Source organism: Streptomyces sp. NPDC051567 (genome assembly GCF_044454165.1).
Classification (GTDB): domain Bacteria; phylum Actinomycetota; class Actinomycetes; order Streptomycetales; family Streptomycetaceae; genus Streptomyces.
In genome coordinates, this window is record NZ_JBITDK010000011.1 from 55041 (window position 1) to 81439 (window position 26399).

21 protein-coding genes are annotated in these 26399 nt (G+C 75.2%); 5 read left to right on the plus strand and 16 right to left on the minus strand.

Going from position 1 to position 26399, the window contains the following annotated elements; genetic code table 11:
* Positions 1-5: 5 nt before the first annotated feature.
* From ACIA5F_RS14965 to tdh, 7 genes are all read right to left on the minus strand, one after another.
* Positions 6-2102 carry a tetratricopeptide repeat protein gene (locus ACIA5F_RS14965; protein ID WP_399352823.1) on the minus strand — a complete coding sequence of 699 codons (2097 nt, stop codon included), beginning with the start codon at positions 2100-2102 and terminating at the stop codon, positions 6-8.
* Between the two features lie 189 nt (positions 2103-2291).
* Positions 2292-3482, minus strand: a complete 1191-nt coding sequence (locus tag ACIA5F_RS14970; protein WP_399352825.1) for an acyl-CoA dehydrogenase family protein — start codon at positions 3480-3482, stop codon at positions 2292-2294.
* 200 nt (positions 3483-3682) lie between these two features.
* Complete coding sequence (locus ACIA5F_RS14975) at positions 3683-4519, minus strand: class II fructose-bisphosphate aldolase (RefSeq protein WP_399352826.1); 837 nt, start codon at positions 4517-4519, stop codon at positions 3683-3685.
* Positions 4516-5418 carry an SIS domain-containing protein gene (locus ACIA5F_RS14980; RefSeq protein ID WP_399352828.1) on the minus strand — a complete coding sequence of 301 codons (903 nt, stop codon included), beginning with the start codon at positions 5416-5418 and terminating at the stop codon, positions 4516-4518. The genes ACIA5F_RS14975 and ACIA5F_RS14980 overlap by 4 nt, the downstream gene beginning before the upstream one ends.
* A gap of 163 nt (positions 5419-5581) precedes the next feature.
* The gene (locus tag ACIA5F_RS14985; protein WP_399352830.1) at positions 5582-6496 is read right to left on the minus strand and encodes a LysR substrate-binding domain-containing protein; all 915 of its coding nucleotides are present in this window, start codon (positions 6494-6496) and stop codon (positions 5582-5584) included.
* Positions 6497-6508: 12 nt separating this feature from the next.
* Positions 6509-7711, minus strand: coding sequence for a glycine C-acetyltransferase (locus ACIA5F_RS14990; protein ID WP_399352832.1), 1203 nt, complete (start codon positions 7709-7711; stop codon positions 6509-6511).
* Between the two features lie 130 nt (positions 7712-7841).
* Complete coding sequence (gene tdh / locus ACIA5F_RS14995; protein ID WP_399352834.1) at positions 7842-8870, minus strand: L-threonine 3-dehydrogenase; 1029 nt, start codon at positions 8868-8870, stop codon at positions 7842-7844.
* A gap of 273 nt (positions 8871-9143) precedes the next feature.
* Here tdh and ACIA5F_RS15000 point away from each other — a divergent pair, with 273 nt between their 5' ends.
* Positions 9144-9986 carry an alpha/beta hydrolase fold domain-containing protein gene (locus tag ACIA5F_RS15000; protein WP_399352836.1) on the plus strand — a complete coding sequence of 281 codons (843 nt, stop codon included), beginning with the start codon at positions 9144-9146 and terminating at the stop codon, positions 9984-9986.
* A gap of 43 nt (positions 9987-10029) precedes the next feature.
* Here ACIA5F_RS15000 and ACIA5F_RS15005 read toward each other — a convergent pair whose 3' ends face one another.
* Positions 10030-10848 (minus strand): class I SAM-dependent methyltransferase, encoded by an 819-nt coding sequence (locus ACIA5F_RS15005; RefSeq protein ID WP_399352838.1) that lies wholly within the window; start codon positions 10846-10848, stop codon positions 10030-10032.
* 220 nt (positions 10849-11068) lie between these two features.
* Between ACIA5F_RS15005 and ACIA5F_RS15010 the strand changes: the two genes are divergently transcribed.
* Positions 11069-13234 (plus strand): SpoIIE family protein phosphatase, encoded by a 2166-nt coding sequence (locus ACIA5F_RS15010; protein ID WP_399352840.1) that lies wholly within the window; start codon positions 11069-11071, stop codon positions 13232-13234.
* 63 nt (positions 13235-13297) lie between these two features.
* Here ACIA5F_RS15010 and ACIA5F_RS15015 read toward each other — a convergent pair whose 3' ends face one another.
* From ACIA5F_RS15015 to ACIA5F_RS15035, 5 genes are all read right to left on the minus strand, one after another.
* Positions 13298-14635, minus strand: coding sequence for a serine hydrolase domain-containing protein (locus tag ACIA5F_RS15015; protein WP_399352842.1), 1338 nt, complete (start codon positions 14633-14635; stop codon positions 13298-13300).
* Between the two features lie 217 nt (positions 14636-14852).
* Positions 14853-16034, minus strand: coding sequence for a homoserine O-acetyltransferase (locus tag ACIA5F_RS15020; RefSeq protein ID WP_399353067.1), 1182 nt, complete (start codon positions 16032-16034; stop codon positions 14853-14855).
* Positions 16031-17347: a bifunctional o-acetylhomoserine/o-acetylserine sulfhydrylase gene (locus tag ACIA5F_RS15025; RefSeq protein WP_399352844.1), complete on the minus strand. Its 1317-nt coding sequence runs from the start codon at positions 17345-17347 to the stop codon at positions 16031-16033. Before ACIA5F_RS15025 ends, ACIA5F_RS15020 begins: the two co-directional genes overlap by 4 nt.
* 315 nt (positions 17348-17662) lie before the next feature.
* A complete protein-coding gene (locus ACIA5F_RS15030) occupies positions 17663-19459 on the minus strand; it encodes a glycoside hydrolase family 15 protein (RefSeq protein ID WP_399352846.1) in 1797 nt (598 codons plus the stop codon).
* A gap of 79 nt (positions 19460-19538) precedes the next feature.
* Positions 19539-20108 carry a DoxX family protein gene (locus ACIA5F_RS15035; protein ID WP_399352848.1) on the minus strand — a complete coding sequence of 190 codons (570 nt, stop codon included), beginning with the start codon at positions 20106-20108 and terminating at the stop codon, positions 19539-19541.
* A 109-nt stretch (positions 20109-20217) separates the two neighbouring features.
* Here ACIA5F_RS15035 and ACIA5F_RS15040 point away from each other — a divergent pair, with 109 nt between their 5' ends.
* Together ACIA5F_RS15040 and ACIA5F_RS15045 are read left to right on the plus strand one after the other, a co-directional pair.
* Positions 20218-20682: a MarR family winged helix-turn-helix transcriptional regulator gene (locus tag ACIA5F_RS15040; RefSeq protein WP_399352850.1), complete on the plus strand. Its 465-nt coding sequence runs from the start codon at positions 20218-20220 to the stop codon at positions 20680-20682.
* Between the two features lie 67 nt (positions 20683-20749).
* Positions 20750-21043, plus strand: coding sequence for a YkvA family protein (locus ACIA5F_RS15045; RefSeq protein ID WP_399352851.1), 294 nt, complete (start codon positions 20750-20752; stop codon positions 21041-21043).
* Between the two features lie 175 nt (positions 21044-21218).
* Here the strand turns inward: ACIA5F_RS15045 and ACIA5F_RS15050 are convergent, their stop codons facing one another.
* Together ACIA5F_RS15050 and ACIA5F_RS15055 are read right to left on the minus strand one after the other, a co-directional pair.
* Positions 21219-21860 carry a fasciclin domain-containing protein gene (locus ACIA5F_RS15050; protein ID WP_399352853.1) on the minus strand — a complete coding sequence of 214 codons (642 nt, stop codon included), beginning with the start codon at positions 21858-21860 and terminating at the stop codon, positions 21219-21221.
* Between the two features lie 251 nt (positions 21861-22111).
* Complete coding sequence (locus tag ACIA5F_RS15055; RefSeq protein ID WP_399352855.1) at positions 22112-22951, minus strand: hypothetical protein; 840 nt, start codon at positions 22949-22951, stop codon at positions 22112-22114.
* Positions 22952-23157: 206 nt separating this feature from the next.
* Here ACIA5F_RS15055 and ACIA5F_RS15060 point away from each other — a divergent pair, with 206 nt between their 5' ends.
* The gene (locus tag ACIA5F_RS15060) at positions 23158-24618 is read left to right on the plus strand and encodes an alpha/beta hydrolase family protein (RefSeq protein ID WP_399352857.1); all 1461 of its coding nucleotides are present in this window, start codon (positions 23158-23160) and stop codon (positions 24616-24618) included.
* Positions 24619-24672: 54 nt separating this feature from the next.
* Here the strand turns inward: ACIA5F_RS15060 and ACIA5F_RS15065 are convergent, their stop codons facing one another.
* On the minus strand, positions 24673-26373 hold the full coding sequence (locus ACIA5F_RS15065; RefSeq protein WP_399352859.1) for an FAD-dependent monooxygenase: 1701 nt from the start codon (positions 26371-26373) through the stop codon (positions 24673-24675).
* Between the last annotated feature and the right edge of the window lie 26 nt (positions 26374-26399).

The window sequence follows — 26399 nt, forward strand, 5'->3', positions numbered from 1 at the left end:
GAGCGTCAGACCTCGGGGCAGCAGACCTGGCCGAGCTTCTCCAGGCAGTGGGCCTCGTCCGCGAGGGCGGCGACCGTCTCGGGGTGGCCGGCGCCGAGGCCGCGTTCACGGGCCCCCACCAGCTCCCGGTGCAGGGGCAGCGCCTCCTCCCAGCGGCCCAGCCGGCCCAGTCCGAGGGCGAGTTCGCGGCGGCTGGCCAGGGTGTCGGGGTGCCCGGACCCGAGCACCCGGGCCCGCACGTCGCCCACCTGCCGGGCCTCCGCCACCGCGTCCTCCCAGCGCTCCAGCCGGCCCAGGTTGACGCCGAGGACGTGCCGGGCGCGGAGCGTCTCGGGGTCGGCCGCCCCGTAGGCGCGGGTGCGGTCGCGGACCAGGGCCCGGAACAGGTCCAGGGCCTGGGCGCAGCGGCCGGTGCGGCCGAGCGCGATGCCGGCCTCGTACCGCGTGGCCAGTGTGTCGGGGTGGTCGCGGCCGAGGACCCGTTCCCTGGCCTCGGCGACCTGGCGGAAGCCCGCCAGCGCCTCCTCCCAGCGGTCGAGGCGGCCGAGCGCGTACGCGGCCTCGTAGCGGGTCAGCAGGGTGTCGGCGTGGTCGGCGCCCAGCACCGCCGCCCGGCCGGCGGCCACCTCGGCGGCGGTGGTGTGGGCCTCCCCGAACCGTCCGAGGGCGCCCAGGGCGCAGGCCAGGTTGTGGCGGCAGCGCAGGGTGTCGGGGTGGTGGGGGCCCATGGTCCGGGTGCGGGCGGTGAGCACGGCGCGGTAGACCGCGTGGGCCTCCCGGTGGCGTCCGAGCCGGCCCAGTTCGTACGCGGCCTCCTGGCGTGCGGCGAGGGTGTCGGGGTGGTCGGGGCCGAGCACCCGGGCCCGTCCCTCGGCCACGGCCTCGTACCCGGCCAGCGCCTCCTCGGTGCGGCCCGCCCGGCTGAGGGCGAAGGCGCGGGTGTGTCCGGCGGCGAGGGCGTCGGGGCTGCTCTCGCGCGGGCCGGGGCCGGTCCGCAGGCTGTACGCCACGGTGAGCCGCGGGTCCTCGGCGGGCCCGGGGCGGGCGGCGGGCCGCAGGTCGCCGGGGCTGCCGGTGCCCGGGGTACGGGGGGTGGTGCCCGGCCGCGCGGCCGTCCAGGAGGTGGTGAGCGCGGTCCATCCGCCGCTCGCGGGGCGGGCCCCGGTCCCGGCCTTGCGTCCGGCGGTCATCCCCCGGGCCCACGCGGGCAGCGGAGCCGGGGCGGCGGGCGCCGGGCCCGGTGCGGACGGGGGCCCGGACAGGAGCCGCAGGAGGTGGCGGGCGTCGCGGGGGCGGTCCTCGGGGCGCTTGGCGAGCAGGTCGAGGACCAGCCGGTCGAGGTGGTCCGGGAGGCCGGGCCGGTGCTCGCGCGGCGGGACGGGGGCGGTGTCGCGGTGACCGACCAGGACCGACCAGGAGTCGCCGAGGTCGAAGGGCGGGACCCCGGTGATGATCTCGTACAGGACGCAGCCGAGGGAGTAGAGGTCGCTGCGGTGGTCGACCTCGCCGCCCGCGATCTGCTCGGGCGACATGTAGTGCGGGGTGCCCATGGCCACGGCGCCGCCGGTCAGTTTGGCGGTGAAGCCGATGTCGTGGGCGAGCCGGGCGATGCCGAAGTCGCAGATCTTCACCGTGCCGTCGGTGAGCCGCATGATGTTGGCGGGTTTCAGGTCGCGGTGGACGACGCCCTGATCGTGGGTGTAGCCGAGGGCGGCGGCCAGTTGCCCGGCGATGTCGAGGACCGTCTCCACGGGGAGCGGGCGCGTCCCGTTGTCCTCCAGGAGCTGGCTGAGGTTGCGGCCTTCGAGGAGTTCCATGACGAGGTAGAGGGGGCCTCCGGCGGCGCTGTCGTCGCCGAAGTCGTGGACGACGGTGACGCCCCGGTGCTGGAGGGAGGCCGCGACGCGCGCCTCCCGGCGGAACCGCTCCCGCAGCACCTGCGTGAAGTGCGCGTCCTGCTCCGGTCCGATCGGTTTGAGGCACTTCACGGCGACGTGCCGGCCCAGCGATTCGTCCCGGGCCCGCCACACCTCGCCCATGCCGCCGCGCCCGATCAGGTCGAGCGAGCGGTACCGGCCCTGGATCAGCCTGGACTCCACCATGTCTTAAAGCCGCCCCTGTTGTCGTGCTCCGCCCTCCCCGGCCCGTCCAGTATGGCCGCTGATGTGCGCGGTGGGTACGCCTGAGGGCCGCTGCCCGGCCCGGCGGGCCGCGTCGCTCCCCCCGGCGCGGCCCGCCGCCCGTGGCCGGGGCGGAGCTGCGGGAATCCTGTGCGGGGTGGGTCCGGTGGGTCAGCGGCGGACCCGGGGCATGCCCAGGCCGAGCCAGGAGATGATCTCGCGCTGGATCTCGTTGTTGCCGCCGCCGAAGGTGAAGACGACGGCGCTGCGGTAGCCGCGTTCGAGTTCGCCGTGCAGGACCGCGCCGGCGGAGCCCTCCTTGAGGGAGCCGGCCGCGCCGACGACCTCCATCAGCCAGGCGTACGCGTCCCGGCGGGCCTCGGAGCCGTACACCTTGACCGCCGAGGCGTCCTGGGGGGTGAGGGTGGCGTCCTGGACGGCGCCGACCATCTTCCAGTTGAGGAGCCTCATGGCGTCGAGGCGGGTGTGGGTGCGGGCGAGGCGGGCGCGGACCCAGGAGAGGTCGATGACGCGGCGGCCGTCGGCGAGGCGGGTCGCGGCGGCCCAGCGCTGGACGTCGTGGAGGGCGCGGACGGCCATGGTGCCGTGGGCGGCGAGGGTGACGCGCTCGTGGTTGAGCTGGGCGGTGATCAGCCGCCAGCCCTTGTTCTCCCGGCCGACGCGGCGGCTCGCGGGGACCCGGATGTTCTCGTAGAAACTGGCGGTGGTGTCGTGCGAGGCGAGGGTGTCGATGAGGGTGCAGGAGTAGCCGGGGTCGGCGGTCGGTACGAGGAGCAAGGTGATGCCCTCGTGGGCGGGGGCGTGCGGGTCGGTGCGGACGGCGAGCCAGATCCAGTCGGCGGTGTCGCCGTTGGTGGTCCAGATCTTCTGTCCGTCCACGACGTAGGTGCCGCTCTCCTCGTCGCCCTCGCGCACGGCCCGGCAGCGGAGCGCGGCGAGGTCGGTGCCGGCGTCCGGTTCGCTGTAGCCGATGGCGAAGTCGATCTCGCCCGCGAGGATCGCGGGCAGGAAGTACGCCTTCTGTTCGTCGGTGCCGAACCTCATGAGGGTGGGGCCGACGGTGTTGAGGGCCATCAGGGGCAGGGGCACCCCGGCCTGGGCGGCCTCGTCGAAGAAGATGAACTGGTCCACCGGTGTCATCCCCCGGCCGCCGTACTTTTCGGGCCAGCCGGCCCCGAGCCGGCCGTCGGCCCCGAGCCGGCGGACGGTCTGCCGGTAGAACCGCTTGCGGTCGGCCGGGTCGTGGTGGCGGGTGGGGACGTCCTGCGGTACCAGTGCGGTGAAGTAGGCGCGCAGTTCGGCGCGCAGCCGCTGCTGCTCTGGGGTGTAGGCGAGGTGCACGGCCCCTCCGGGAGTCTCGCGGTCCAGCCGGTCGCTGGGCGGCGGCGGTCAGGGTAGGACCGGCGGCGCTCATCCGGAAGGGGTCCGCGGGCCCGGTACCGGCCGGGCGGGCTCACGGGGCCGGACCGGTGCGCGGGGCGGGCAGGTTCACGGCCCGGTGCCGTGGCCGGTGGGGTTCCCGGCCACGGCACCGGCGGGGGTCAGTTCAGGGCGCGGATCATCGCCACGGCCGTCGCCGCCATCGCCGTGCGGGCGGCCGTCAGGTACGGGCGGGGGTCCGCCGGGGTCAGGTGGGCGCGGACGGCCCCGGTCATGGCCACGTTCAGGGCGGTGCCGATGTTGACCTTGCGGATGCCGCCCGCGACGGCCGCCGCGAGCTCCGCGTCCGGCAGCCCGGAGGAGCCGTGCAGGACGAGCGGCACGTCGACCGTCTTGGCCAGCCGGGCCAGCAGTGCGTGGTCCAGGGCGCCGGTCCGGCTGGTCATCGCGTGGCTGCTGCCGATGGCGACGGCCAGCGCGTCGACCCCGGAGTCGGCGACGAACCTTCGTGCCTCGTCCGGGTCGGTACGGGCGCCGGGCGCGTGCGGGTCGAGGGGCGCGGCCCCGTTCTTGCCGCCGACCTCGCCCAGCTCGGCCTCGATCCAGAGCCCGTTGGCGCGGGCCCAGTCGGCGGCGGAGCGGGTCGCCTCCAGGTTCTCGGCGTACGGCAGGCGCGCGGCGTCGTACATCACCGAGCTGAAACCGGCGTCGGCCGCCTGCCGGAGCAGGTCGGGGCTGCGGACGTGGTCGAGGTGGAGGCCGACCGGGACCCGGGCGGCCTCCGCGCAGGCGGCGGCGGCCCGGGAGAGGGGCAGGAGCCGGCCGGCGCGGAACGCCACGGCGTTCTCGCTCAGTTGCAGGATGACGGGGTGCCCGGTCTCCTCGGCGGCGGCGACGACGGCCTCCACGTGCTCCAGGGTGATGATGTTGAACGCGGCGACGGCGCGGCCCGCGGCGGCGGCGTCCAGGACGAGCGCTCCGGCGGGGACCAGGCTCATCGGAGCGCCTCCTCGGCCGGGGTGAGGATCACCGAGCGGGTGAGGTGGCGCGGCGCGTCCGGGTCGAGGCGCCGCCGGGTGGCGACGGCGAGGGCCAGCCGGTGGACCCGGACCAGTTCGGCGAGCGGGTCGAGCCGCCCGGCCACCCATGCGGCGCCGGTCCCGCGCACCTGGGCGGCGAGCCCGGCGGGGGCCTCGTCGAGCGACCAGGTGAGCGTGGTGGGCCCGGTGACGCTGACGGGCCCGTGCCGGTACTCCATCGCCGGGTAGGACTCGGCCCAGCACAGGGCGGCCTCGCGCATCTTCAGCGCGGCCTCGTGGGCGAGGCCGACGCTCCAGCCGCGGCCGAGGAAGGTGAACTGCGTCCGGCTCTCCAGTGCGGCGGGCAGCGGTTCGGCGAGGGCCGTGCGGGCGTCGGCGACCACCGCCGGGGTGTGCAGGCCGGTGTGGGCCCGCAGCAGGGTGAGGGCGGTCGTGGCGAACCGGGTCTGGACGACGGACCGTTCGTCGGCGAAGTCGAGGACGACCACGTCGTCCGCGAGGGCCGTCACCGGGGTGGCCGGGTCGCCGATGACCGCGGTGGTGGGCACGCCGGCCTCCCGCAGCCCGGCCAGCAGGTCCAGTACCTCGGTGGTGGTCCCGGACCGGGTGAGGGCGACGACCCGGTCGTAGCGGCGGTGGAGCGGGAACTCCGAGGCGGGGAAGGCGTCGGTCTCGCCGTGGCCCGCGCCCTCCCGCAGGGCGGCGGCGGCCTGGGCCATGTGGTAGGAGGTCCCGCAGCCGACGATCGCGGCCCGCTCCCCCGGCCGCGGCAGCACCGCCCGCTGGGCGGGTGCCAGTGCGGCGGCCCGTTCCCAGCATTCCGGTTGTGTGCCCGACTCGTACGCGACGTGGCTCATGCAGGCTCCCAAGCACGGTGGCGGAGTTTTCCTGCAAGGTAGCGGCCGGTTTCCCGCGACTTCAAGCAACAGCGCGGTCACGGTCCGTGTCGGTGTCGCCGGGTGGGGCGGGGAGGCGGCGTGCGCGGCGCGCGGGGGCGGCGCACGGGGCGCGGCCGGGCGGTCAGTGCGCGGGCAGCCGTCGCGACGCGTGGACCAGGGCCGCCAGGACCGGGGCGATCAGGGGGTGGGACTCGGCGCCCCGGCGGACGGCGGCGAAGACGCGGCGGGTGGCGGCGGGGCCGGCCACCGGCCGGACCCGGACCTCCTTGAGGTCCGCGCCGCGCAGCGCCGAGCGCGGGACCAGGGCGACCCCGGCGCCCGCTCCCACCAGCGCCGCCACGGCCCGGAAGTCGTCCGAGGAGTGGACGAACCGGGGCTGGAACCCGGCCAGTTCGCAGGCGAGCAGGGTCACGTCGTGGCACGGGTTGCCGGGGTACTGGCCCACCCAGTCCTCGTCGGACAGGTCCGCCAGCGCCACCTCGGGCCGGTCGGCGAGGGGGTGTCCCGGGCGTAGCACCGCGTCGAACGGTTCCGCGTACAGCGGCAGGACCGAGAGCCGGGTGTCGTCCGCGCCGGGCCCGCCGCGGTACTCGACGGCCAGCGCGAGGTCGGCCTCGCCGTCCAGCAGCAGCGGCAGGCTCTGGTCGCCCTCCGCGTCCCGCACGCGCAGGCGGATGCCGGGGTGGTCCAGGGCGAGGCGGCCGATGGCGGGGGCCAGTACCTCCGCGATGCCGGTCGCGAAGGCGGCCACCGTGACCTCGCCCGCCGAGCCGCCCGCGTACGCGGCCAGCTCGGCCTCGGCCCGCTCCAGCTGGGCGAGGACCTCGTGGGCGTGCCCGACCAGGATCTCGCCCGCCGCCGTGAGCCGTACCCCTCGCCCGCTGCGGGTCAGCAGCGCGTGGCCCGTCTCCTGTTCCAGCGCCGCGAGCTGCTGGGAGACGGCGGAGGGGGTGAGGTAGAGGGCTGCGGCCGCGGCGGTCACCGTACGGTGGTCCGCCACGGCGCGCAGGATGCGCAGCCTGCGGGGGTCGATCACCCCGCCATTGTCTCAGCCGGTGGGTGCGGCGAGCGCCGCGCGGGCGTCGACGAAGGCGGCGATCGCGCGCTCCACGTCGGCCGTGGAGTGGGCCGCCGAGAGCTGGACGCGGATGCGGGCCGCGCCGAGCGGGACCACCGGGTAGGAGAAGCCGATCACGTAGACGCCGCGTTCCAGGAGCAGCTCCGCCATCTTCGCGGCCTCGGCCGCGTCGCCGATCATCACCGGGGCGATGGCGTGGTCGCCGGGGAGGATCTCGAAGCCGGCCTCGGTCATCCGGGTGCGGAAGAGCGCGGTGTTGGCGGCGAGGCGTTCGCGCAGTTCCCCGGCGGACTCCAGCAGGTCCAGGACCTTGAGGGAGGCCGCCGCGATGACGGGGGCGAGGGAGTTGGAGAAGAGGTAGGGGCGGGAGCGCTGGCGCAGCAGTTCCACGATCTCGGTGCGGGCCGCGACATAGCCGCCGGAGGCGCCGCCCAGGGCCTTGCCGAGGGTGCCGGTGATGATGTCGACGCGGTCCATGACCCCGTGCAGTTCGGGCGTGCCGCGCCCGCCGGGGCCGACGAAGCCGACGGCGTGGGAGTCGTCGACCATGACCATGGCGTCGTAGCGCTCGGCGAGGTCGCAGATCTCGGCGAGGGGGGCCACGTAGCCGTCCATGGAGAAGACGCCGTCGGTGACGACAAGGCGGCGGCGGGCGTCCTGCGCCTCCTTGAGGCGGTCCTCCAGCTCCGCGAGGTCGCGGTTGGCGTAGCGGTAGCGGCGGGCCTTGGAGAGGCGGATGCCGTCGATGATCGAGGCGTGGTTGAGGGCGTCGGAGATCACCGCGTCCTCGGCGCCGAGGAGGGTCTCGAAGACGCCGCCGTTGGCGTCGAAGCAGGAGGAGTACAGGACGGTGTCCTCCTGGCCGAGGAAGGCGGAGAGGCGTGCCTCCAGCTCCTTGTGCACCTCCTGCGTTCCGCAGATGAAGCGGACGGAGGCCATGCCGTAGCCCCAGCGGTCCAGGGCGTCCTTCGCGGCGGCGACGACCTCGGGGTGGTCGGCCAGTCCCAGGTAGTTGTTGGCGCAGAAGTTGAGGACCTCCCCGGGGGCTCCGCCCGAGGTGACGGCGACGGCGGCGTTCTGCGGGGTGCCGATGACGCGTTCGGGCTTGTGCAGACCGGCGGCGCGGATCTCGTCGAGGGTGGTGCGGAGGTCCTCGCGGACGGACTCGAACATGGGCGCTTTCTCCTTGTGCGGCGGAGGGGACGGGAAGGGGGCCGGGCCCCGCGGGAGGTGAGAGGGTGTGCGGGGCCCGGCCGGGGGGAGATGGTCTCGGGGGTGCGGGCCCGGGAGGGGCCCGGGGCCGTTACGCCGTCCAGTCCAGGATGATCTTGCCGCTGCGGGCGGTCGACGCCTCGTCGAAGGCGGCCTCAAAGTCGGTGTACGCGTAGCGGCCGGTGATGACCGGGCTGAGGTCGAGCCCGCCCTCCAGCAGGACGGTCATCGCGTACCAGGTCTCGAACATCTCGCGGCCGTAGATGCCCTTGATGGTGATCATCGAGGTGACGACCTTGGCCCAGTCCACCGCGAACTCCTGCGCGGGCAGGCCCAGCATGGCGATCCGGCCGCCGTGCGTCATGTTGTCGATCATGTCGCGCATCGCCTCGGCGCGGCCGGACATCTCCAGGCCGATGTCGAAGCCCTCGCGCAGGCCCAGCGCGCGCTGGGCGTCGGCGATGGAGGACTCGGCGACGTTCACGGCGAGCGTGGCGCCCGCCTTGCGGGCGATCTCCAGCCGCTCGGGGCTGACGTCGGTGATGACGACGCTGCGCGCGCCGGCGTGCCGGGCCACGGCCGCCGCCATGATCCCGATCGGGCCCGCGCCGGTGATCAGGACGTCCTCGCCGACCAGCGGGAAGGAGAGCGCCGTGTGCACGGCGTTGCCGAACGGGTCGAAGATCGCGGCCACGTCCAGGTCCACGGCGGTCCGGTGCACCCACACGTTCTGCGCGGGCAGGACCACGTACTCGGCGAAGGCGCCGTCGCGCCCGACGCCGAGCCCGATCGTGCTGCGGCACAGGTGACGGCGGCCGGCCAGGCAGTTGCGGCACTTCCCGCAGACCAGGTGGCCCTCGCCGCTGACGAGCGCGCCGATCTCGATGTCCCGGACGTCCGCGCCGAGCGCCGCGACCTCGCCGACGAACTCGTGGCCGAGGACGAGCGGGGTGCGGACCGCGCCCTGCGCCCAGCCGTCCCAGGCGCGGATGTGCAGGTCGGTTCCACAGATGCCGGTGCGCGCCACCTTGATCAGCACGTCGCCGGGCCCGTACTCGGGCTCGGGAACGTCCATGAGCCACAGACCGGGCTCGGCCTTGTGCTTGACGAGTGCCTTCATGGGGTGGCTCCAGGCATGCGGAAGGAAGCACCGTGCGCGGGGGTGTGCGGACGGTGGTGGTGACGGGGACCAATCTGCCGAGCCGGCGGTGATCGGTCCATCGAGACTTTCTTAAGCGGACCCACAGCGCAGCTTCACGCCTATGCTCCTCACCTGACGGAGAGGGCCCGGACCGGGAACGGGCGGGGGGAACGGGGAGGTGAGGGCGTGCCGAGTCTGCGCAGCAGGGCGTTTTCGGCCGCGCTGATCGCGACGGGACGGCGAAGACGGTTCGTGAGCGCCGAGGCGGTGCGGACCCGGGTGGCCCGGTCGGCGCGCCGGCCCGCCTCCCATCTGCCGCCGCGCTCGCTGGGCCGGGTCGCCGAGGTCTCGCGGACCTTCGTCGGGGCCTGGCCGGTGTACGACGTCTCGCCGCTCGGCGCCGAGCCCGCCGTGCGGGTGCTGTACGTGCACGGCGGCGGGTACGTCGACGAGCTGGTCCGGCCGCACTGGGCGCTGATCCGGACCCTGGTCGAGCGGGCGGGGGCCCGGGTGGTGGTCCCGGCGTACGTCCTGGCCCCGCGCGGGACCGCCGACCGGAGCGTCCCGGCCGCCGCCGACCTGCTCAGCGGGCTCATCGAGGGCGGCGGTGCGGGCGGGACGGTGCTGGTCGGGGACTCGGCCGGGGCCGGGCTGGCGCTGGCCGCCGCCCAGTGGCTGCGCGACCGCACGGGGGCGCAGCCCTCCCGGATCGTGCTGATCTCGCCCTGGCTGGACGTGACCATGAGCCATCCGGACCAGGAGGCGATCGAGGCGGGCGATCCGATGCTGGCCCGGCCGGGGCTGCGGGAGGCCGGGCGGCTGTACGCGGGCACGCTGGCCGCCGAGGACCCGCGGGTGAGCCCGTTGCGGGGGTCGTTCGCGGGGCTGGCCCCGCTGACGGTGTTCACCGGGACCCGGGACGTGCTGAGCACCGACAGCCGGGAGCTGCTGCGCCGGGCGCGGGCGGACGGGGCCGAGGTGGAGTTCCACGAGGAGCCGGGGCTGCCGCACGTGTACCCGCTGCTGCCGGTGCCGGAGGGGCGGGCGGCGCGGGAGCGGATCGTGGCGCTGGTCCGGGAGGCGGCGGACGGCTGAGGGGGCTCCGCCGGGCCGTCCGGGGCCGCGCCGCTCACGCCGGTCACGCCGTGCAGGTCATCAGCGAGCCGACCGGCCAGGCCCGGTACGCCCTCCAGTACGCCTCGTCGCGCACGGGGTCGGCGGGCGGGGTCCGGTTCGGCTGCCAGCCGACGGTGGTGAAGCCCGCGTCGACGGCGGCTTCGGCGAGGTCGGCGTGGGCCCACTCGCGGAACTCGAAGGGCACCGGCGGTTCGGTCAGGAAGTGGGCCTTGAGCAGCGGCGCGTCCCCGCCCCGGACCCGGTCGAGGATGCGGACCCCGTAGGGCGACCAGTCCACGCGCGGGAACGCGCCCGCGTTGGGGACGATGGCGAGGAGGCGTCCGCCGGGGCGGAGGTTGGCGCGGATGGACCGGAACATCGCGTGCAGGACGGTCCTGTCGGGCACGGAGCCGAAGAGGTGGACGGCGGTGGCCAGGTGGAAGGGGCCGAGGTCGGGGAGGACGGCGGCGTCGGCGACGACGTACTCGATCCGCGCCCGCCCCCCACCGGCGGCCGGTGGGTCCGCCGGGTTCTGGGGCCGGTGCCCCGCGCCGTCCGCGGGTCCGTCCGCGCCGGCCGGCGCGTCGTGACCGCGGGCCGTCCTGATCAGCTCCTCACAGCTGTCCACGCCCACGGTCCGGCGGGCCCCGCCGCGGGCCAGCAGCCGGGTCAGGTGGCCGTGGCCGCAGGCCAGGTCGAGGGTGTCGAGGCCGTGCACGCCGCCGAGCGCGGCAAGGGCGCTGCGCAGGGTGTAGGCGTCGGCGGCCGAGAAGGCCGCCGGGGCCGGGTGGTGCGGGTGTGGTTCGCCGAGCTCGCCGAGGACTTCGTGGGGGAAACGCATGGTCTGCCTTCCGGGGACGGGGCGCGTACGTATCGTGCCCCGGGAGGGGCCCGCGAGGGCCGCCGGGCGCGGCCCGGGCGCGCGCGCCTCCCCCGGACGAGGGAAGCGGGTCGGCCTGTCGGCGCCGCCGCGCGGGGGCCCGTACGGTCCGGGCGGGGCGGCGCCGGTGCGGGCGGCGCCGGAATGCGGGGGCCGCCCACCCGGGTCCATCCTTGCTTCTATGACGGCGCGACCGGACAGTGGCGGCCCGGCCCCCGACGCCATCGCCCGGGTCCTCGCGAAGGCCGCCCTGGACGCCGTGGAGGCGGTCGGCGGGTACGCGGGCGGCGTCTACCTGCGCTCGGGCACCGAGGGCCTGCTCCGGATGGCCGTCCTCACCGGGCTGCCGGCGCACCTCGTGCGGCCCTGGTGGCGGATGCACGCCAACCGCCCCTACCCGGTCTCCGACGCCTACCTCCTGGGGCGGTCCGTCCACCTGCCCGACGCGGAGGCCGTCATCCGGCGCTATCCGCAGCTGACGGCCGCGATGCCGTTCCCGTTCTCCCTGCTGTGCGAGCCGGTGACGGCCGGGCCCGAGCGGTTCGGGGTGCTGCTGGCGCTGCGCGCGGCCACCCCCGGGGCGCCGGTGGGGCCCGCCGACGCGGACCGGATGCGCGGGGCCGCCGACCGGCTGGGCCGGGAGCTGGCCGGGCTCACGGCGGCGGGGACGCCGGTGCGCTGGGACCACGACCCGGTCCCCGCAGTGCCGCCCGCCCGGTCCGACGGGACCCGCGAGGCCGTGGACCGGCTCGACCGGGCGGTGCTGTCCGTGGACCGGCTGGGCCGGATCGGTCTCGTCAACACCGCCGCCGAGGAGCTGTTCGGCCTGAGCGAGGAACAGGTGCTGGGGCAGCCGTTGTGGGGGGTGCTGCCCTGGCTCGGGGACCCCGCCCACGAGGAGCGTTTCCGGGCCGTCTTCCTCTCCGGGGAGCCCGTGCGCTTCCCGGTCCGGCGCGGCGGGGAGCCGCCCGGGGAGTGGCTGTCGGTGGACCTCTTCCCCGGGCCGGACGGGGTGACCCTGACGTTCGGGGCCGCCGGGGCCCCCTCGCCCCCGGCTCCCCGGCCGTCCGGTGAACCGCAGGGCCGGGCCGCCGAGCTGTACCGGCCGGTGGCGCTGGCCATCGCGCTGACCGAGGCGGTCACGGCCCGGCAGGTGTCGGCGGTGGTCACCGAGGAGCTGTTGCCGGCGTTCGGCGGCCGTCAGCTGGCGATCTACCTGCTCGACGGGCACCAGTTGCACCTCGCCTGGGAGGCCGGGTTCCCGAAGGGGTTCCTGGACCGGTTCGACGGGGTCGCGCTCGACGTCCGGCTGCCGGGGGTGGAGACCCTCACCTCGGGCCGGCCGCTGTTCTTCGAGTCGATGGAGCATCTGGCCGCGGCCTATCCGGGCATCCCGCTCGACTCGGACGTCGGGGCCCGCGCCTTCCTGCCGCTGATCGCTTCGGGCCGGCCGGTGGGCTCGTGCATCCTCGGGTTCGACGCCCCGCGCGGCTTCAGCCCGCAGGAGCGGACGGTGCTGACCGCGCTGGCCGGGCTGATCGCCCAGGCCCTGCGGCGGGCGCGGCGCTACGACAGCGAGGCGGCGCTGGCGCGCGGACTCCAGTCGGCGCTGCTCCCGCACCGGCTGCCGGTGAACGCGCACGTGGTCACGGTCGGCCGCTACCTGCCCGGCACGAAGGACATGGAGGTGGGCGGCGACTGGTACGACGTCATCGAGGTCCAGGCGGGGCTGCTGGCCCTGGTCATCGGGGACGTGCAGGGCCACGGCGTGGCGGCGGCGGCGACCATGGGCCAGTTGCGCAGCGCGGTACGGGCCTTCGCGCTCAGCGGCAACTCCCCGCAGGAGGTGATGAGCGGGACCAACCGGCTCCTCATCGACCTGGACCCGGGCCAGTTCGCGAGCTGCTGCTACGTCCTGCTCGACCCGGTGTCGGGCCGGGCGACGGCGGTGCGGGCCGGGCATCCGCAGCCGCTGCTGCGCCACCCCGGCGGCGGGGCCGAGGTGCTGGACCTGCCGGGCGGGGTGGTGCTCGGCGTGGACGCGCGGGCCGTGTATCCGGTCACCGGGCTGTGGCTGGCGCCGGGTTCGGTGCTCGCGCTGTACACGGACGGTCTGGTGGAGACGCCGGGCACGGACATCGACCTCGGGGTGGAGCGGCTGCGGGCCGCCCTGGCCGGTGCCCCGCCGGGGCCGCTGCCGGGGACGGCCGACCTGCTGATCAGCGAGGCGGGCAGCGCCGCCGACCGGCCGGACGACATCGCCCTGCTGCTGGCGTCCCGTACGGACGGAACGGGCCGTGAGGAACCGGAACGGGCCGTGAGGACGCGCCCGGGGGTGCGCCGGTGAGGGGCGCCGGTGGTGCGCCTCCCCACCGCCGCCGGCCCCCGGCGGCGCCGGTGAGGCACGCCGTCACCGTGCGGGCTGTCCGGCCGGCTGCGCCGGCGCGCTGCGCGGGGCCGGGGGGTCGAGCTGCGGAAGGGGCTGCGGCGCGGCGGAGCGGGCGGCGGGGGCGCCGCCGCAGAGCGCCTGCTCGCGGAGGTCGGCCAGGGCCGTGTCGACGGGGTGCGGGACCGGGTTCCCGTCGGCGTCGAAGCGCTGGTACTTCATCAGGTTGTACCCGACCGTGTACTGCCGCGCGCCGTCCGCGCTGGACAGCGACTCGGTGCCCGCGCCGAAGACTCCGCCGTTGTGTCCCCAGGCCGGGCCGCACGAGGTGTCGACGGTGAAGACGCCGAGTCCGTAATGGAGCAGGGCCCGGCCGTCGGCGCCCGGGACGGGCACCGTCGTGCGCATCTCGCGGAGCTGGGCGTCGGGCAGGAGGCGGCCCTGGAACAGGGCGCGGTAGAAGGTGTTGACGTCCCGGGTCGTGGAGACCATCGCCCCGGCCGTGCCGGCCCACGTCATGTTGTACTCGCTGTAGTCGCGCGGCGGGTCGAGCAGCCCGTGGAGGTTCTCGTACATCCGGGCGTGCGGGCCCTTGATCCGGGCGTCCGTGCCGGGGAAGGAGGTGGACCGGAGCCCGGCCTCGCGGATCACGTCCCGGGTGATGAGTTCCTCGGGGTCCTTGCCCGTGACCGCGCGCAGCAGTTCGCCCAGGAGCAGGTAGTTGGTGTTCGAGTAGGACCAGCCGGCGCCGGGTTCGAAGAGCTGCGGGAGGGCGGTCCCGTACCCGATCAGTTCGGCGGGCAGGACCGTGCGGTGGCGGAATTCGTCCAGGCTGCGGGGGGAGCCCTCCTTGAAGGACGGGAACGCCTCGGTGACGTAGTCCGCGATGCCGCTGGTGTGGTTCAGCAGCATCCGTACGGTGATCTTGCGGCCTCGCTCGCCCGGGAGGAACCCGGGGAGGTGGTCGCCGGCCGGCGCGTCGAGCCGTATCCGGCCCCGGGCGCTCTGCTGGAGCACGGCCACCGCGGTGAAGCTCTTGGTGACGGAGCCGATCCGGTGGCGCAGGTCGGGGGTGGTGGGCCGGCCGGTGGCGGTGTCGGCGAGGCCGGTGGCCCCGGTCCATCCGGCGCGGCCGTCGCGGACGGCGCTGTAGGCGCCGGTCATGCCGGCGTCGCGCACCGCGTCCAGGCGCCGGTCGAGGGTTTTGCGGTCGATGCCCTCGCCGCGGGAGGCGGCGGCGGGGCGGGCGTCGGCCGCGGCGGTGGCGGCCGGGGCCGCTCCTGCCAGGAGGGCCAGGGCGACGGCGGCCGTGGCGGCCGTCCTGCGTGCGCCGCGCCGTCGGTCGGGGTGTGCCTGCTGCACCGGGATCTCCTTCGTCCACGCGCCCCGTGGGGCGGTCGTCCGGTCGTTCGCGTCCCTCGATTCTGCCGACGCTCCGTCAGTTCCCCCTCCTTCCCGAGGACGATCCGGGGCCCGCCGTGTGCGACCGCGGTATCAGAGGCGTCTCCCCCCGGAGCAGGTCGCGCCGGTGTCCGGACGGCTGTCCGCCGCCGGGCGGCGTTCCGCCATGGGGGTTCGCTCAGCCCAGGAGTTCGCGTACCAGGGGGGCGATCTGGCCGGTCTCGATCAGGAACCCGTCGTGCCCGTACGGCGATCCGATCACCCGCGTCCGGTCGGCGCCCGGGATGCCGGCCGCCAGCTCGGCCTGTTGCGCCAGGGGGTAGAGGCGGTCGCTGTCGACTCCCGCGACCAGGGTGCGGGCGGTGATCCGGCGCAGCGCCGCCCGGCCGCCGCCGCGGCCCCGGCCGATGTCGTGGCGGTTCATGGCCTCGGTCAGGGTGACGTAACTGCCCGCGTCGAAGCGGCGGACGAGCCGGTCCGCGTGGTGGTCGAGGTAGGACTCCACCTGGTAGTGGCCGCCTCGCGGCCCGGCGCCGTCCTCGGGGGCGGGGGCGCCGGCGGGGGGAGTGCGTTCCTGGAGCCGGTTGGCGAAGCGGTGCTGGAGTTCGGGTTCGCTGCGGTAGGTGACGTGGGCGATCCGGCGGGCGAGTCCGAGGCCCGCGTGCGGCCCCCGGCCCGCGGGCGCGTCGTGGTAGTCGCCGCCGCGCCAGTACGGGTCCCCGCGGATGGCGTGCAGCTGGGCGCCCGCCCAGCCGATCTGTTCGGCGCTCGCGGCGGCGGGGCAGGCGAGGAGGAGGAGGGCGGCGACCCGCTCCGGGTGGCGGACGGCCCATTCCAGGGCCCGCATGCCGCCCATGGAGCCTCCGGCGACCAGGGCCCAGCGGTCGATGCCCAGGGCGTCGGCGAGTCCGGCCTCGGCGGCGACCTGGTCGCGCTGGGTCAGCGGGGGGAACGACCTTCCCCAGGGCCGTCCGCCGGGGCCCGGGGAGGAGGGGCCGGTACTGCCCTGGCAGCCGCCGAGCACGTTCGGGGCGACGACGAACCACCGCGCGGGGTCGAGGGCCCGGCCCCGGCCGACCAGGCCGTCCCACCAGCCGGGCGCCGGGTGCCCGGGGCCCGCGGCTCCGGCGGCGTGGCTGTCGCCGGTCAGCGCGTGCAGCAGGAGGACCGCGTTGGAGCGGTCGGGGGCGAGCCGGCCCCAGGTCTCGTACGCGAGCCGCACCCCGGGCAGGGCTCCGCCCGTCTCCAGGGGCAGCGGGGTGCCCTGCGCGTACCAGCGGCGGTGGCCGGGCGGGTCCCCCTCCTGCCAGGCCGCGGTGGCCGGCGGGAGGGGGAGCCCGGTGCGGGGCGGGGTGTTCAGGAGACGGCCTTCGCCGCGCGGAAGCCTGCCTCCAGATCGGCCTTGAGGTCGGCGAGGTGTTCGATGCCCACGGAGAGGCGGACCAGGCCGGGGGTGGTGCCGGTCGCCGCGAGCTGTTCGGCGTCGAGCTGGCTGTGGGTGGTGGAGGCGGGGTGGATGATGAGGCTGCGGACGTCGCCGATGTTGGCGAGGTGGCTGAAGAGTTCGACGGCGTCGACGAAGCGGCGGCCCGCCTCGGCCCCGTCGCGGAGTTCGAAGGCGAGGACGGCCCCGGCGCCGCGCGGCAGGTAGCGGCGGCCGGCCTCGTACCAGCGGCTGGAGGGCAGGCCCGGGTAGTGGACGGCGGCGACCTCGTCGCGTCCCTCCAGCCATTCGGCGAGGGCCTGGGCGTTGGTGGTGTGCCGTTCGATGCGCAGGCTGAGCGTCTCGACGCCCTGGAGCAGCAGGAAGGCGGAGTGCGGGGAGAGCGAGGGGCCCAGGTCGCGCAGGAGCTGGACCCGGAGTTTGGCGGCGAAGGCGCCGGGGCCGAGGGCGGGCCAGTACCGCAGGCCGTGGTAGCTGGGGTCGGGTTCGGTGAAGCCGGGGAAGCGGTCCGGGTGGGCGCCGAAGTCGAAGGTGCCGCTGTCGACGACGACTCCGGCGATGGTGGTGCCGTGGCCGCCGAGGAACTTGGTGGCCGAGTGGACGACGATGTCGGCGCCGTGCTCGATGGGCCGCAGCAGGTAGGGCGTGGGCACGGTGTTGTCGACGATCAGCGGGAGGCCGGCGGTGTGGGCGACGTCGGCGACGCCCTGGACGTCGAGGACGTTGCCGCGCGGGTTGCCGAGGGTCTCGGCGAAGAGCGCCTTGGTCCCGGGGCGGATCGCGGCCCGCCAGGCGTCGAGGTCGTCGGGGTCGTCGACGAAGGAGACCTCGATGCCGAAGCGGGGCAGGGTGTGGCGGAAGAGGTTGTAGGTGCCGCCGTAGAGGGAGGCGCTGGAGACGATGTGGTCGCCCGCGCTCGCGAGGTTGAGGATGGCCAGGGTCTCGGCGGCCTGGCCGGAGGCGAGGGCCACGGCCGCGACGCCGCCCTCCAGCGCGGCGATCCGCTGTTCGAAGACGTCCTGGGTGGGGTTGTGGATGCGGGTGTAGATGTTGCCGGGTTCGGCCAGGGAGAAGAGGTCCGAGGCGTGCCGGGTGTCGCGGAAGGCGAACGAGGTCGTCTGGTAGATCGGCACGGCGCGGGCGCCGGTGGTGGGGTCCGGGGCGGCCCCGGCGTGGACCTGCTTGGTCTCGAAGGACCAGGCGGACGAGGGGTCGTCGGGCAGGCTCATGGATCTCCTTGTGCGCGGAGGAACACCTACGGGTGAGGCTGCGGCGGGCCGTCCCGGCACGGCGGCGCCGTGCGCGGACGTGCCGGGGTGCGGAGCGTCAGGGTGCGGACGCGGCCTCGGGAGGAGCGGAAGGACGGCGGGGCGGGAGGGCCCGGTTCCGGGGCGAAGGGGCCGGCGGACCGGGGCGGGGCGTCAGCGCCCGGCGCGACACGCCGTGGTGGTGACGCGCACGTAGTCGACGTGGCGGCGGATCACGAGCACGGTCATGGGCCCCAGGTAAGCACAGAACCCGGGCGCGCACCAGAACGGGGCGGATCAGTCCACCAGTTCGCCCCGGCCCAGGGTGAGCGCGGTGTTGACGAGGCCGACATGGCTGAACGCCTGCGGGAAGTTGCCGAGTTGGCGGCCGGCGACGGGGTCGTACTCCTCCGCGAGCAGTCCCACGTCGTTGCGTACGGCCAGCAGTCTTTCGAACAGGGCCCACGCCTCCTCGTCCCGGCCGGTCATGTGCAGGGCGTCGGCGAGCCAGAACGAGCAGGCCAGGAAGGCCCCTTCGGTGCCCGGCAGGCCGTCGACGGCCGGGCCCTCCTCGATGCTGTAGCGGCGGACGAGGCCGCTGCGGCCGAGTTCGGCGCGGACGGCGTCGACCGTGCCGACCACGCGGGGGTCGCCGGGGGGCAGGAAGCCGACGCGGGGGATGAGCAGGGTCGCGGCGTCGAGTTCGCGGGAGCCGTAGTACTGGGTGAAGGTGTTGCGTCCGGGGTCGTACCCCTGTTCGCAGACCTCGCGGTGGACCGTGTCCCGCATGGTCCGCCAGCGCGTCACGTCGCCGGGGAGGGAGGGGTCGTGCTCCATGGTCCGGACGGCGCGGTCGGCGGCGACCCAGGCCATGACCTTCGAGTGGACGAAGTGGCGGCGCGGGCCGCGCACTTCCCACAGCCCTTCGTCGGGCCGGTGCCAGTTGTGTTCGAGGAAGTCGAGGAGTGCGAGCTGGATCTTCCAGGAGTGCCGTTCGGCGGCGAGGCCGGCGGTGCGGGCCAGGTGGAGGGAGTCGATGACCTCGCCGTAGACGTCGAGCTGGAGCTGGTCGACGGCCGCGTTCCCGGCCCGGACCGGGGCGGAGGAGGCGTAGCCGCGCAGCCACGGCAGGTCGGTCTCGGGGATGCGGCGCTCCCCGGCGATCCCGTACATGATCTGGAGGTCGGCGGGGTCGCCCGCGACCGCGCGCAGCAGCCAGGCCCGCCAGTCGCGGGCCTCGTCGAGGAAGCCGGTGGCCACGAGGGAGCCGAGGGTGAGGGTGGAGTCGCGGAGCCAGCAGTAGCGGTAGTCCCAGTTGCGGACCCCGCCGAGTTCCTCGGGCAGGGAGGTGGTGGCCGCCGCGACGATGCCGCCGGTCGGGGTGTAGGTGAGGGCCTTGAGGGTGATCAGGGAGCGGATCACGGCCTCCCGGTAGGGGCCCTCGTAGCAGCAGCGGGAGGACCATTCCCGCCAGTCGGCGAGGCTCTGGTCCAGGGCGGCGTACGGGTCGACGGGCTCGGGGCGCGGTTCGTGGGAGGGGTGCCAGGTGAGGACGAAGGCGACCTTCTGTCCGGCGCCGACGGAGAATTCGGAGCGGGTGCTGTTGGCCTCGCCCCAGGTGTGCACGGGCGGCTCGCTGCGGAACCAGGCGGAGTCGGGGCCGGCGACGGCGACGCGGTCGCCGTCGCTGCGGCGGACCCAGGGGACGACGTGGCCGTAGTCGAACCGCAGGCGCAGGGTGCTGCGGACGGTCACCTCTCCGGTGACTCCTTCGACGATCCGGATCACGTCGGGGGCGCACTGGCGCTGGGGCATGAAGTCGGTGACCTTGACCGTGCCGCCGCCGGTCTCCCAGACGGATTCGAGGACCAGCGAGCCGTCGGCGTAGGCGCGGCGGGTGCAGGGTTCGCCGTCGGCGGCGCCGGTGGGGGCGATGCGCCAGTGGCCGTTCTCCTGGTCGCCGAGGAGTGCGGCGAAGCAGGCCGGCGAGTCGAAGCGCGGCAGGCACAGCCAGTCGATGGACCCGTCGCGGCCGACGAGGGCGCTCGTCATCAAGTCGCCGATGAGTGCGTAGTCTTCGATGGGTTGTGTCATTTGTGCGCTTTTCCCCCGAATGACCAGGGCCAATCCGTGGGGGCCCCGGTCACCCTCGTGCGCAGCAGTGGCCGCCGCCTCAGTTCCGTACGAGCAGCAGCGCGCCTCCGAGGACGAGTCCGAGGAGGACGGCGAGGGCGCCGACGGCCGGGCGGGGGGTCCGCAGGCCGGGGAGGAAGCGGTCGAGGGCGTAGCGGCCGGGGCCGGTGAGCGCGAGGGCCGCGGCGACCACGGTCAGCAGGAGTTCGTACTCGCTGCCCTTCGGGGCGAAGAAGGCGCCGGTGCCGTGGACGGCGACGGCGTTGACGAGCGTGCCGACGAGGGCGGCGGCGGCGAGCGGGGTGAGCAGGCCCACGGCGAGGCCGAGGCCGCCCAGGGTCTCGGTCAGGCCGGCGAGGAGGGCCATGGTGTCGCCCGCCGGGTAGCCGCTCTTCGTGAAGAAGGCGCCGGTGCCGCTGATGCCACCGCCGCCGAACCAGCCGAAGAGCTTCTGGGAGCCGTGGGCGGCCATGGTCAGGCCGAGGGCGAGGCGCAGGAGCAGCAGGCCGGTGTCGTGGACCGCGGAGAACGGGGAGAGCGGGGAGGCGCCGTACGGTACGGCCGGTTCGGCGGCCTGCGGCTTCGTCGGGGGGACGGAGTGGCTGGTCATGGGGGAATCCTTCCGGTCGGGCGGCCGGAACCAGTTAGTTCAAATTCGAACCGCCGATACCGACCTTAACCATTGGTTCGAATTCGAACAACCCGTGTAGGCTGCACCCATGACGGGGACGAGCTGGCTGGACAACCGAGAGATGCGCGCGTGGCGCGGCTTCCTGGCCGCGTCCGCCCTGGTGAACCGGCGTCTGGACCAGCAGCTCAAGGACGACTCGGCGCTCTCTCACCCGCAGTACGAGATTCTCGTACGGCTCGCCGAGGCGCCCGGGCGCGAACTGCGGATGACCGAACTCGCCAACGGGCTGATCAACTCCAAGAGCGGGCTGACCTACCAGGTCACCCAGCTGGAGAAGGCCGGGCTGGTCCGCCGCCGCAGCTGCCCCTCCGACGTGCGCGGGGTCTTCGCCGTCCTCACCGACACCGGCATGGCCCGGCTGGAGGAGGCCGCGCCCGGCCACGTGGCCACCGTCCGGAAGATCCTGATCGACGTACTGACACCCGCGCAGCTCGACGCGCTGGCCGACGGCCTGGGCGAGGTCAGCCGCCGCCTGCGGGAACAGGGCGCCTGAGCGGTCCCGGCGGGGCCGCCGCGACGGACACCCGGAAACAGACGCGAGACACGGAAGACGGAGACCGATGGACGGAACGTTCTGGCTCGTGGCGGCCGCGCTCGTCGCCGCCGCCCTCGCGGTGGCCGCGGCCGTGCTGCTGGTACGGGTCTTCGCGGCGCGGCGGCTGTTGCGGGACGCGGGCATCCCGCTGCGCGACAAGGCGCTGTTCTGGACCGCCGTGATCTACACCGTCTCGCCGGTGGACCTGGTCCCGGACCCGGTGTACCTGGACGACATCGGGGTGCTGCTGCTGGCCCTGCGCTCGCTGCACACGGCGGCGCGCACGGTCCGGCCCGCGAAGGAACCCGGCGCCCTCTGACAGCGGGCCTCCCCCGGTGCCCGCGGGCGGGGCGGCGCGGGGAAGCGCCGCGCGGCGCCCCGGGGGACGGCCGCCGCGCGGCGCTCGTTCACGGGGACCGGCGCGGCGCCCGGCGCGCGCCCGGTCCTCACCCGGTACCGCCGGGGCCCGCAGGCCCTACGGCACCCCGGTGGGCCTACTTGGGCATCAGGACGGTGTCGACGAGGTAGACGGTGGCGTTGGAGGTCGGGACGTTGCCGCAGACCACGTTCGAGACCCCGTTGACCTGGTAGGTCTCGCCCGAGCCGGTCGTGGTGAGCGTGCCCTTCTCCAGGGTCTCGAAGGAGCCGTTCTCCAGCTGCTTCGGCGTGATCTTCTGGCCGACGACGTGGTACGTGAGGATCTTGGTCAGGGTGGCCTTGTCGGCGAGGACCTTGTCCAGGTCGGCCTTGGGGATCTTGGCGAAGGCGTCGTTGGTCGGGGCGAAGACGGTGATGTCCTTGGCGTTGTTCAGGGTGTCGACCAGACCGGCCTGCTTGACGGCCGCGACCAGGGTGGACAGCGCCGGGTTGTTGGAGGCGGCCGTCGCGACCGGGTCCTTGGCCATGCCGTCGAAGCTGCCCGCGCCCTGCTCGGGCACCCCGGCGCAGCCCGGCCCGAACGGCTTGTCGATGGTCATCGCCGCGGTGGAGCCCGACTCGGCCGGGGCCGACTGCCGCGCGGAGGAACTGCTGGAGGCCGCCTCCTTGGAGGAGTCCGAGCAGGCTGCCAGCGCGAACGGGAGCACGGCCGTGGCGGCCACGGCGACAGCGGTGCGGCGGAAGCGAAGAGCGTTCATGACGGGTGTTCTCCTTGTATGGCTGATCGGGGTACGGCTCATCGGGGTACGGCTCGTCGGGTGTTTCTCAGCGCGGGGGGATGCGGGCGACGCGGGTGCGGGGAGGCGTACGGCCGGGCCGGGCGACAGCGGTGCGGTTGATCCTCACGACCGGTCTTCGGCGCCGACGGCCCCGCGGATGGCCCGTTCAGCCCGGCGGGTGAGCCGGGCCCCCGGGTTGACGCCCCCGTGAACTCCCGCGCCGGCTGCCGTCAGGCGCGGTCCGGGTCGGTGGCGGGCCGGGACCGGTGGTGCAGGGAACGGGTGAGCACCCCTCCGGCGAAGATCAGGGCGATGCCCAGCCACCACAGGGCGCTGTCGAAGATCAGGACGACGACGCCGGCGGGGACGAGCAGCCCCGCGACGGGCAGCAGCAGCGCGGCCACGGACCGGGTGCGCCGGGGGCCGCCCGCCGCGCGGGCCCGCACCACGGCCGGGTACCAGGTGGTGAACCTCAGGGCGGCGACGATGGCCGCGATCTGGATGATCCAGCCGGTCCAGAGGTTGTTCGGATTGCGCAGCACGAGGTCGCCGTAGGCTCCCGCGACGGCCGCGACGAGGAAGGCCAGGCCCCAGACCCCGGTGATGACGTCGTTGGTGCGCAGGAAGACCGGGGAGTGCCAGTAGGCGCGGTCGACCTGTTCCCGGGCGTACTGGAGGGTGAAGGGCGTGCGCAGCGCCATGGAGCCGAAGGCGATCACGACGAGCGCGACGTTCGCCACCTCGCCGGCGTACGTCTCCAGCCAGCGGTGGGTGCCGGGGCTCGCGAAGGCGCCGACGAGGGCCATGACGGCGAAGAAGACCACGTCGGACACTTCCAGGAGCTTCCAGGAGGTGCCTCGCCGGACGATCCGGCCGCCGACGACGAGGACGGCCACGCAGGCGAGGGCCGTCAGGACGGCCGGCTCGAACCGGCCGGGCCCGACCAGGACGGAGAAGACGATCCACGGGGCCATCCCGACCACGGGGCTCTCCAGCATCCTGGAGACACCGCCCCGCCCGGCGGCTTCGTCCCGCCCCTTGCCGGGTGCGCTGCTCGGCTCGGATTCCATGCCGCGCGCCCCTTCCGTAGCGCCGTGCCCCATCCCAGCCTGCACGGCCCCCCACCGCCCCGCGACACGGCGCTCCCGGCCCGGGGGCGGGGGGCCGGGGGCGCCCCGGCCGGTTCCAGCTGATTTCCGATGGGGTACTCAGGTCGCACACGGCAGCGACCTGAGAGCGATGCGGCTGCGGGTACCCCGCGCCGAGGATGGCCCGTGTGACCGAGACGATTACGGGACTGTGGATGTCCCCCCTGGAGATCCTGGTGGTGCTGGGTGCCGTCGCGCTGGTACTGGCCCGGTGGCTTCCCCCCGGCCCGCGCCGGCCGTTCGCGGTCGCCGCGGGAGCGGTCCTCGTGTCCTGCGGGGTCGTCCTGGGCGTGGTGGGAACGCGCTGGCAGCTGGTGCCCGTCCTGGCGGGCGCGGCCCTCGCCTTCCTCTGCGTCCTGCCTCCGCTGCTGCGCGACCGTACCGGCCGGGAGGCGCGGCGGGCCCGGCGGTGGCCCGCGGCGGTGGGGTCGGTGGCGTGCCTCGGCCTGATCGCTGTGGGCCCGGCAGCCGCCTGGGCCCTTCCCGTACCGGTGTTCCCCGAGCCGTCGGGGCCCTTCGCGGTCGGCACCGGCGTGACGCAGTGGACCGACCCGGACCGGTCCGAGCCCACCGCCCCCGGACCGGGCGCACGGCGCACGGTCGTGGTCCAGCTCTGGTACCCGGCGCGGGAGAGCCCCGCGGGCGCGCAGCGGGCCCGGTACCTCGGCCGCTCGCAGAGCGAGGCACGCACCGTCTCCGACGCCCTCGCGGACTACGCCGGCCTGCCCGGCTTCCTGCTGGACGGTGTCCCCCGCGCTCGTACGCACGCGGTCCAAGGCGCCCCGGTGGCCGGTGGGGGCGGACGGTTCCCGGTCGTGGTGTTCTCCCCCGGGCTGGGCGGAGTGCGCACCCAGAACACCGCCTGGGCGGAGGAACTGGCCGGCCGCGGCCATGTCGTCGTGGCCCTCGACCACCCGTACGACTCCGCCGCCGTCGTCCTCGCGGACGGCCGGACGGTCCGCACGGAGGTCGCCGCCACCGGAGACCCGGACAAGGACGCGGAGCGGGCAGCCGGCTGGACGGCGGTACGGGCCGCCGACCTCAGCTTCGTCCTCACCCAGCTGGGCCGCCTGGACCGGGGTGAGATCGCGGGCCCCGGGGCCGGACGCCTGGACACCGGCCGGGTCGCGGTGGCCGGTCACTCCCTCGGCGGCGCCGCCGCGTTGCAGGCGGCCCGCCAGGACCACCGGTTCGACGCCGTCATCAACCTGGACGGCTTCCCCCACGACCCCGCCCCGGGGCCCTTCCCCCAGCCGGTGCTCGCGCTCACCCAGGCCGTCGGCCCGCAGACCGACCCGGACTACCTCCCCCGCCTGAACCGGGTCCTGGACCTCAGCGCCGCGACGAGCTACCGGCTCACCGTCCCCGGCGCGGCGCACCTCACGTTCACGGACGCCCCCCTGTACCTGCCGCCCGTGCCCTCGCTGGTCGGGTCCCTGGGCCGGACCGGGGGCCCACGGGTCACCGCCGCGGTCTGTGCCGCCTTCCTGGACGCCACCTTGCGGGGCGGGCCCGCAGACCTGGCCGCCACCCTGTCGGCGTACGGCCCCCTGCGCATTCATTACCCGGGCGGACAGGGCGGCGGATGACACCCCCTGTCGGCGGGGCGGCCACACGGTCACACGGCCGCTCGGCGTGCACGGTCACCGGTCACCGGTCACCGGCTCACCGTGCGTGGTCCCGGCCCGGTCGCCCCGTACCGTGTCGACGAACGCCACCGGGTCCCGGGGCAGGTCGTCGCCGCGCCAGGCCACATGGCCGTCCGGGCGGACCAGGACGAAGGACCGTTCGTAGAGCTTGGCGACCTCCCCGTCGCCGCCGTCGCGCACGGTCAGCGGCACGCCCCGCCCGGCGAACGCGCGCCGGAGCCCCGCGAGGCCGTCGTGGTCGGCGAAGCGCAGCAGGACGAACCCGTGCCCGAACAGGTCGAGCGTGGAGGTGGTGGCGTCCCACCACGCGTGCGCGGCGCGGTGGCCCGGCTCGCTGCCGGGGCGCCAGCGGGCGTCCGGCCTGCCGTCGCGTACCGGTGTCCCGGGGTCCTCGATGACGGCCGGGGAGCGGTAGCGCAGCCCGAAGTGGATCTCCGGGGCGTCGAACTCCCGCTGTACGCCGCTGTGCGCCAGCCGCTCCGCCATCTCCGTACGGGCCCGCTCGCCCTCGGGCCCGTCCAGGTGGATCTCGGGCGGCACCTGCCTGCGCAGGGTGCGTTCCAGGTTGAGGTTGGCCTCCTTCAGGCTCTCCACGGCGATCGGCCTGCGCTCGGTCTCGTACGTGTCGAGCAGGTGGCGTCCGGCCCAGCCGTGGAGCGTGGCGGCGAGTTTCCAGCCCAGGTCGGCGGCGTCCCCCATACCGGTGTTGAGCCCGAAGCCGCCGGAGGGCGACAGGGTGTGCGCGGCGTCCCCGGCGAGGAAGACGCGCCCGGCCCGGTACCGGTCGGCGACGCGGTGGGTGAGGTGCCACTCCCCGTCGCCCAGCAGCTCCACGGGGGTGTCGAAGGCGAGGGCCGCGCCGATCAGTGACAGTGCGTCGGCCCGGTCGGCGGCGCCGTCGTCCACCCCCACGACCAGGTTGTACAGGTCGTTGCCGTCCAGGGAGCGCAGGGGGAAGCGCAGCGTGGACGACAGCACGAGGAAGTGGACGAGTGCGGCGCGGTCGCCGAGCCGCTGTCTGAGCCCGGGGGCGCGGAAGAGGATGTTGCGGAAGACCTGCGTGCGGTGGAGCGCGGGCGCGCCGATGCCGCACGCCTGGCGGACGGGTGAGGCGGCGCCGTCGCAGGCGACCAGGAACCGTGCCCGGACGGTGGTGGTCGTCCCGGTGGCGTGGTCGGTGAGGGGGGCCTCGACGTGGTCGTCGCTCCGCAGGACGTGGCCGACGCTCGTGCGGAGCCGGAGCGGGCCGTCCGGGTGGATGCCCACGGCCCGGGTCAGCACCGGGTTCAGCCAGTGCGCCGGGCATACCTGGTCGGGTTCGGGGGTGTGGACGAAGGCCGGGCGGTTCCCGGCCGTTCCCCGGCGGTAGCGGTGCAGCTCGTGGCCGCCGACCTGGGTGACCCAGGCGATGTCCAGGGGGTGGTCGGCCGGCCATCCGGCGTCGCGGACGGCGTCCGCGACGCCCCAGCGGCGCAGCAGCTCCATCGAGCGCGGCCCGATCGTGCTCACCTTGGGGTGCCGGACCTGCCCGTCACCGGCGTCGGCGACCACGCAGTCGATCCCGCGGTACCTCAGGTCCAGCGCCAGTGCCATCCCGACCGGGCCGCCGCCCACGATCAGCACGTCGGTGCGCTCACCGGGGGGCCGGGTGCGGGAAGTCCGCTCACCGGGAACCCGCTCACCGGAACGCGTCATCCTCTTTCCTGCCTCTCTTCGTCGCT

Excerpts from the sequence above, each read along its gene's own strand:
- ACIA5F_RS15045 (WP_399352851.1), top strand. The coding sequence starts at position 20,750 with ATGGACGGAACGTTCTGGCTCGTGGCGGCCGCGCTCGTCGCCGCCGCC.
- ACIA5F_RS15050 (WP_399352853.1), bottom strand. The coding sequence starts at position 21,860 with ATGAACGCTCTTCGCTTCCGCCGCACCGCTGTCGCCGTGGCCGCCACG.
- ACIA5F_RS15055 (WP_399352855.1), bottom strand. The coding sequence starts at position 22,951 with ATGGAATCCGAGCCGAGCAGCGCACCCGGCAAGGGGCGGGACGAAGCC.
- ACIA5F_RS15030 (WP_399352846.1), bottom strand. The coding sequence starts at position 19,459 with ATGACACAACCCATCGAAGACTACGCACTCATCGGCGACTTGATGACG.
- ACIA5F_RS15010 (WP_399352840.1), top strand. The coding sequence starts at position 11,069 with ATGACGGCGCGACCGGACAGTGGCGGCCCGGCCCCCGACGCCATCGCC.
- ACIA5F_RS15065 (WP_399352859.1), bottom strand. The coding sequence starts at position 26,373 with ATGACGCGTTCCGGTGAGCGGGTTCCCGGTGAGCGGACTTCCCGCACC.
- ACIA5F_RS15035 (WP_399352848.1), bottom strand. The coding sequence starts at position 20,108 with ATGACCAGCCACTCCGTCCCCCCGACGAAGCCGCAGGCCGCCGAACCG.
- ACIA5F_RS14990 (WP_399352832.1), bottom strand. The coding sequence starts at position 7,711 with ATGTTCGAGTCCGTCCGCGAGGACCTCCGCACCACCCTCGACGAGATC.
- ACIA5F_RS15040 (WP_399352850.1), top strand. The coding sequence starts at position 20,218 with ATGACGGGGACGAGCTGGCTGGACAACCGAGAGATGCGCGCGTGGCGC.
- ACIA5F_RS14965 (WP_399352823.1), bottom strand. The coding sequence starts at position 2,102 with ATGGTGGAGTCCAGGCTGATCCAGGGCCGGTACCGCTCGCTCGACCTG.
- ACIA5F_RS15025 (WP_399352844.1), bottom strand. The coding sequence starts at position 17,347 with ATGAGCCTGCCCGACGACCCCTCGTCCGCCTGGTCCTTCGAGACCAAG.
- ACIA5F_RS14980 (WP_399352828.1), bottom strand. The coding sequence starts at position 5,418 with ATGAGCCACGTCGCGTACGAGTCGGGCACACAACCGGAATGCTGGGAA.
- tdh (WP_399352834.1), bottom strand. The coding sequence starts at position 8,870 with ATGAAGGCACTCGTCAAGCACAAGGCCGAGCCCGGTCTGTGGCTCATG.
- ACIA5F_RS15005 (WP_399352838.1), bottom strand. The coding sequence starts at position 10,848 with ATGCGTTTCCCCCACGAAGTCCTCGGCGAGCTCGGCGAACCACACCCG.
- ACIA5F_RS14975 (WP_399352826.1), bottom strand. The coding sequence starts at position 4,519 with ATGAGCCTGGTCCCCGCCGGAGCGCTCGTCCTGGACGCCGCCGCCGCG.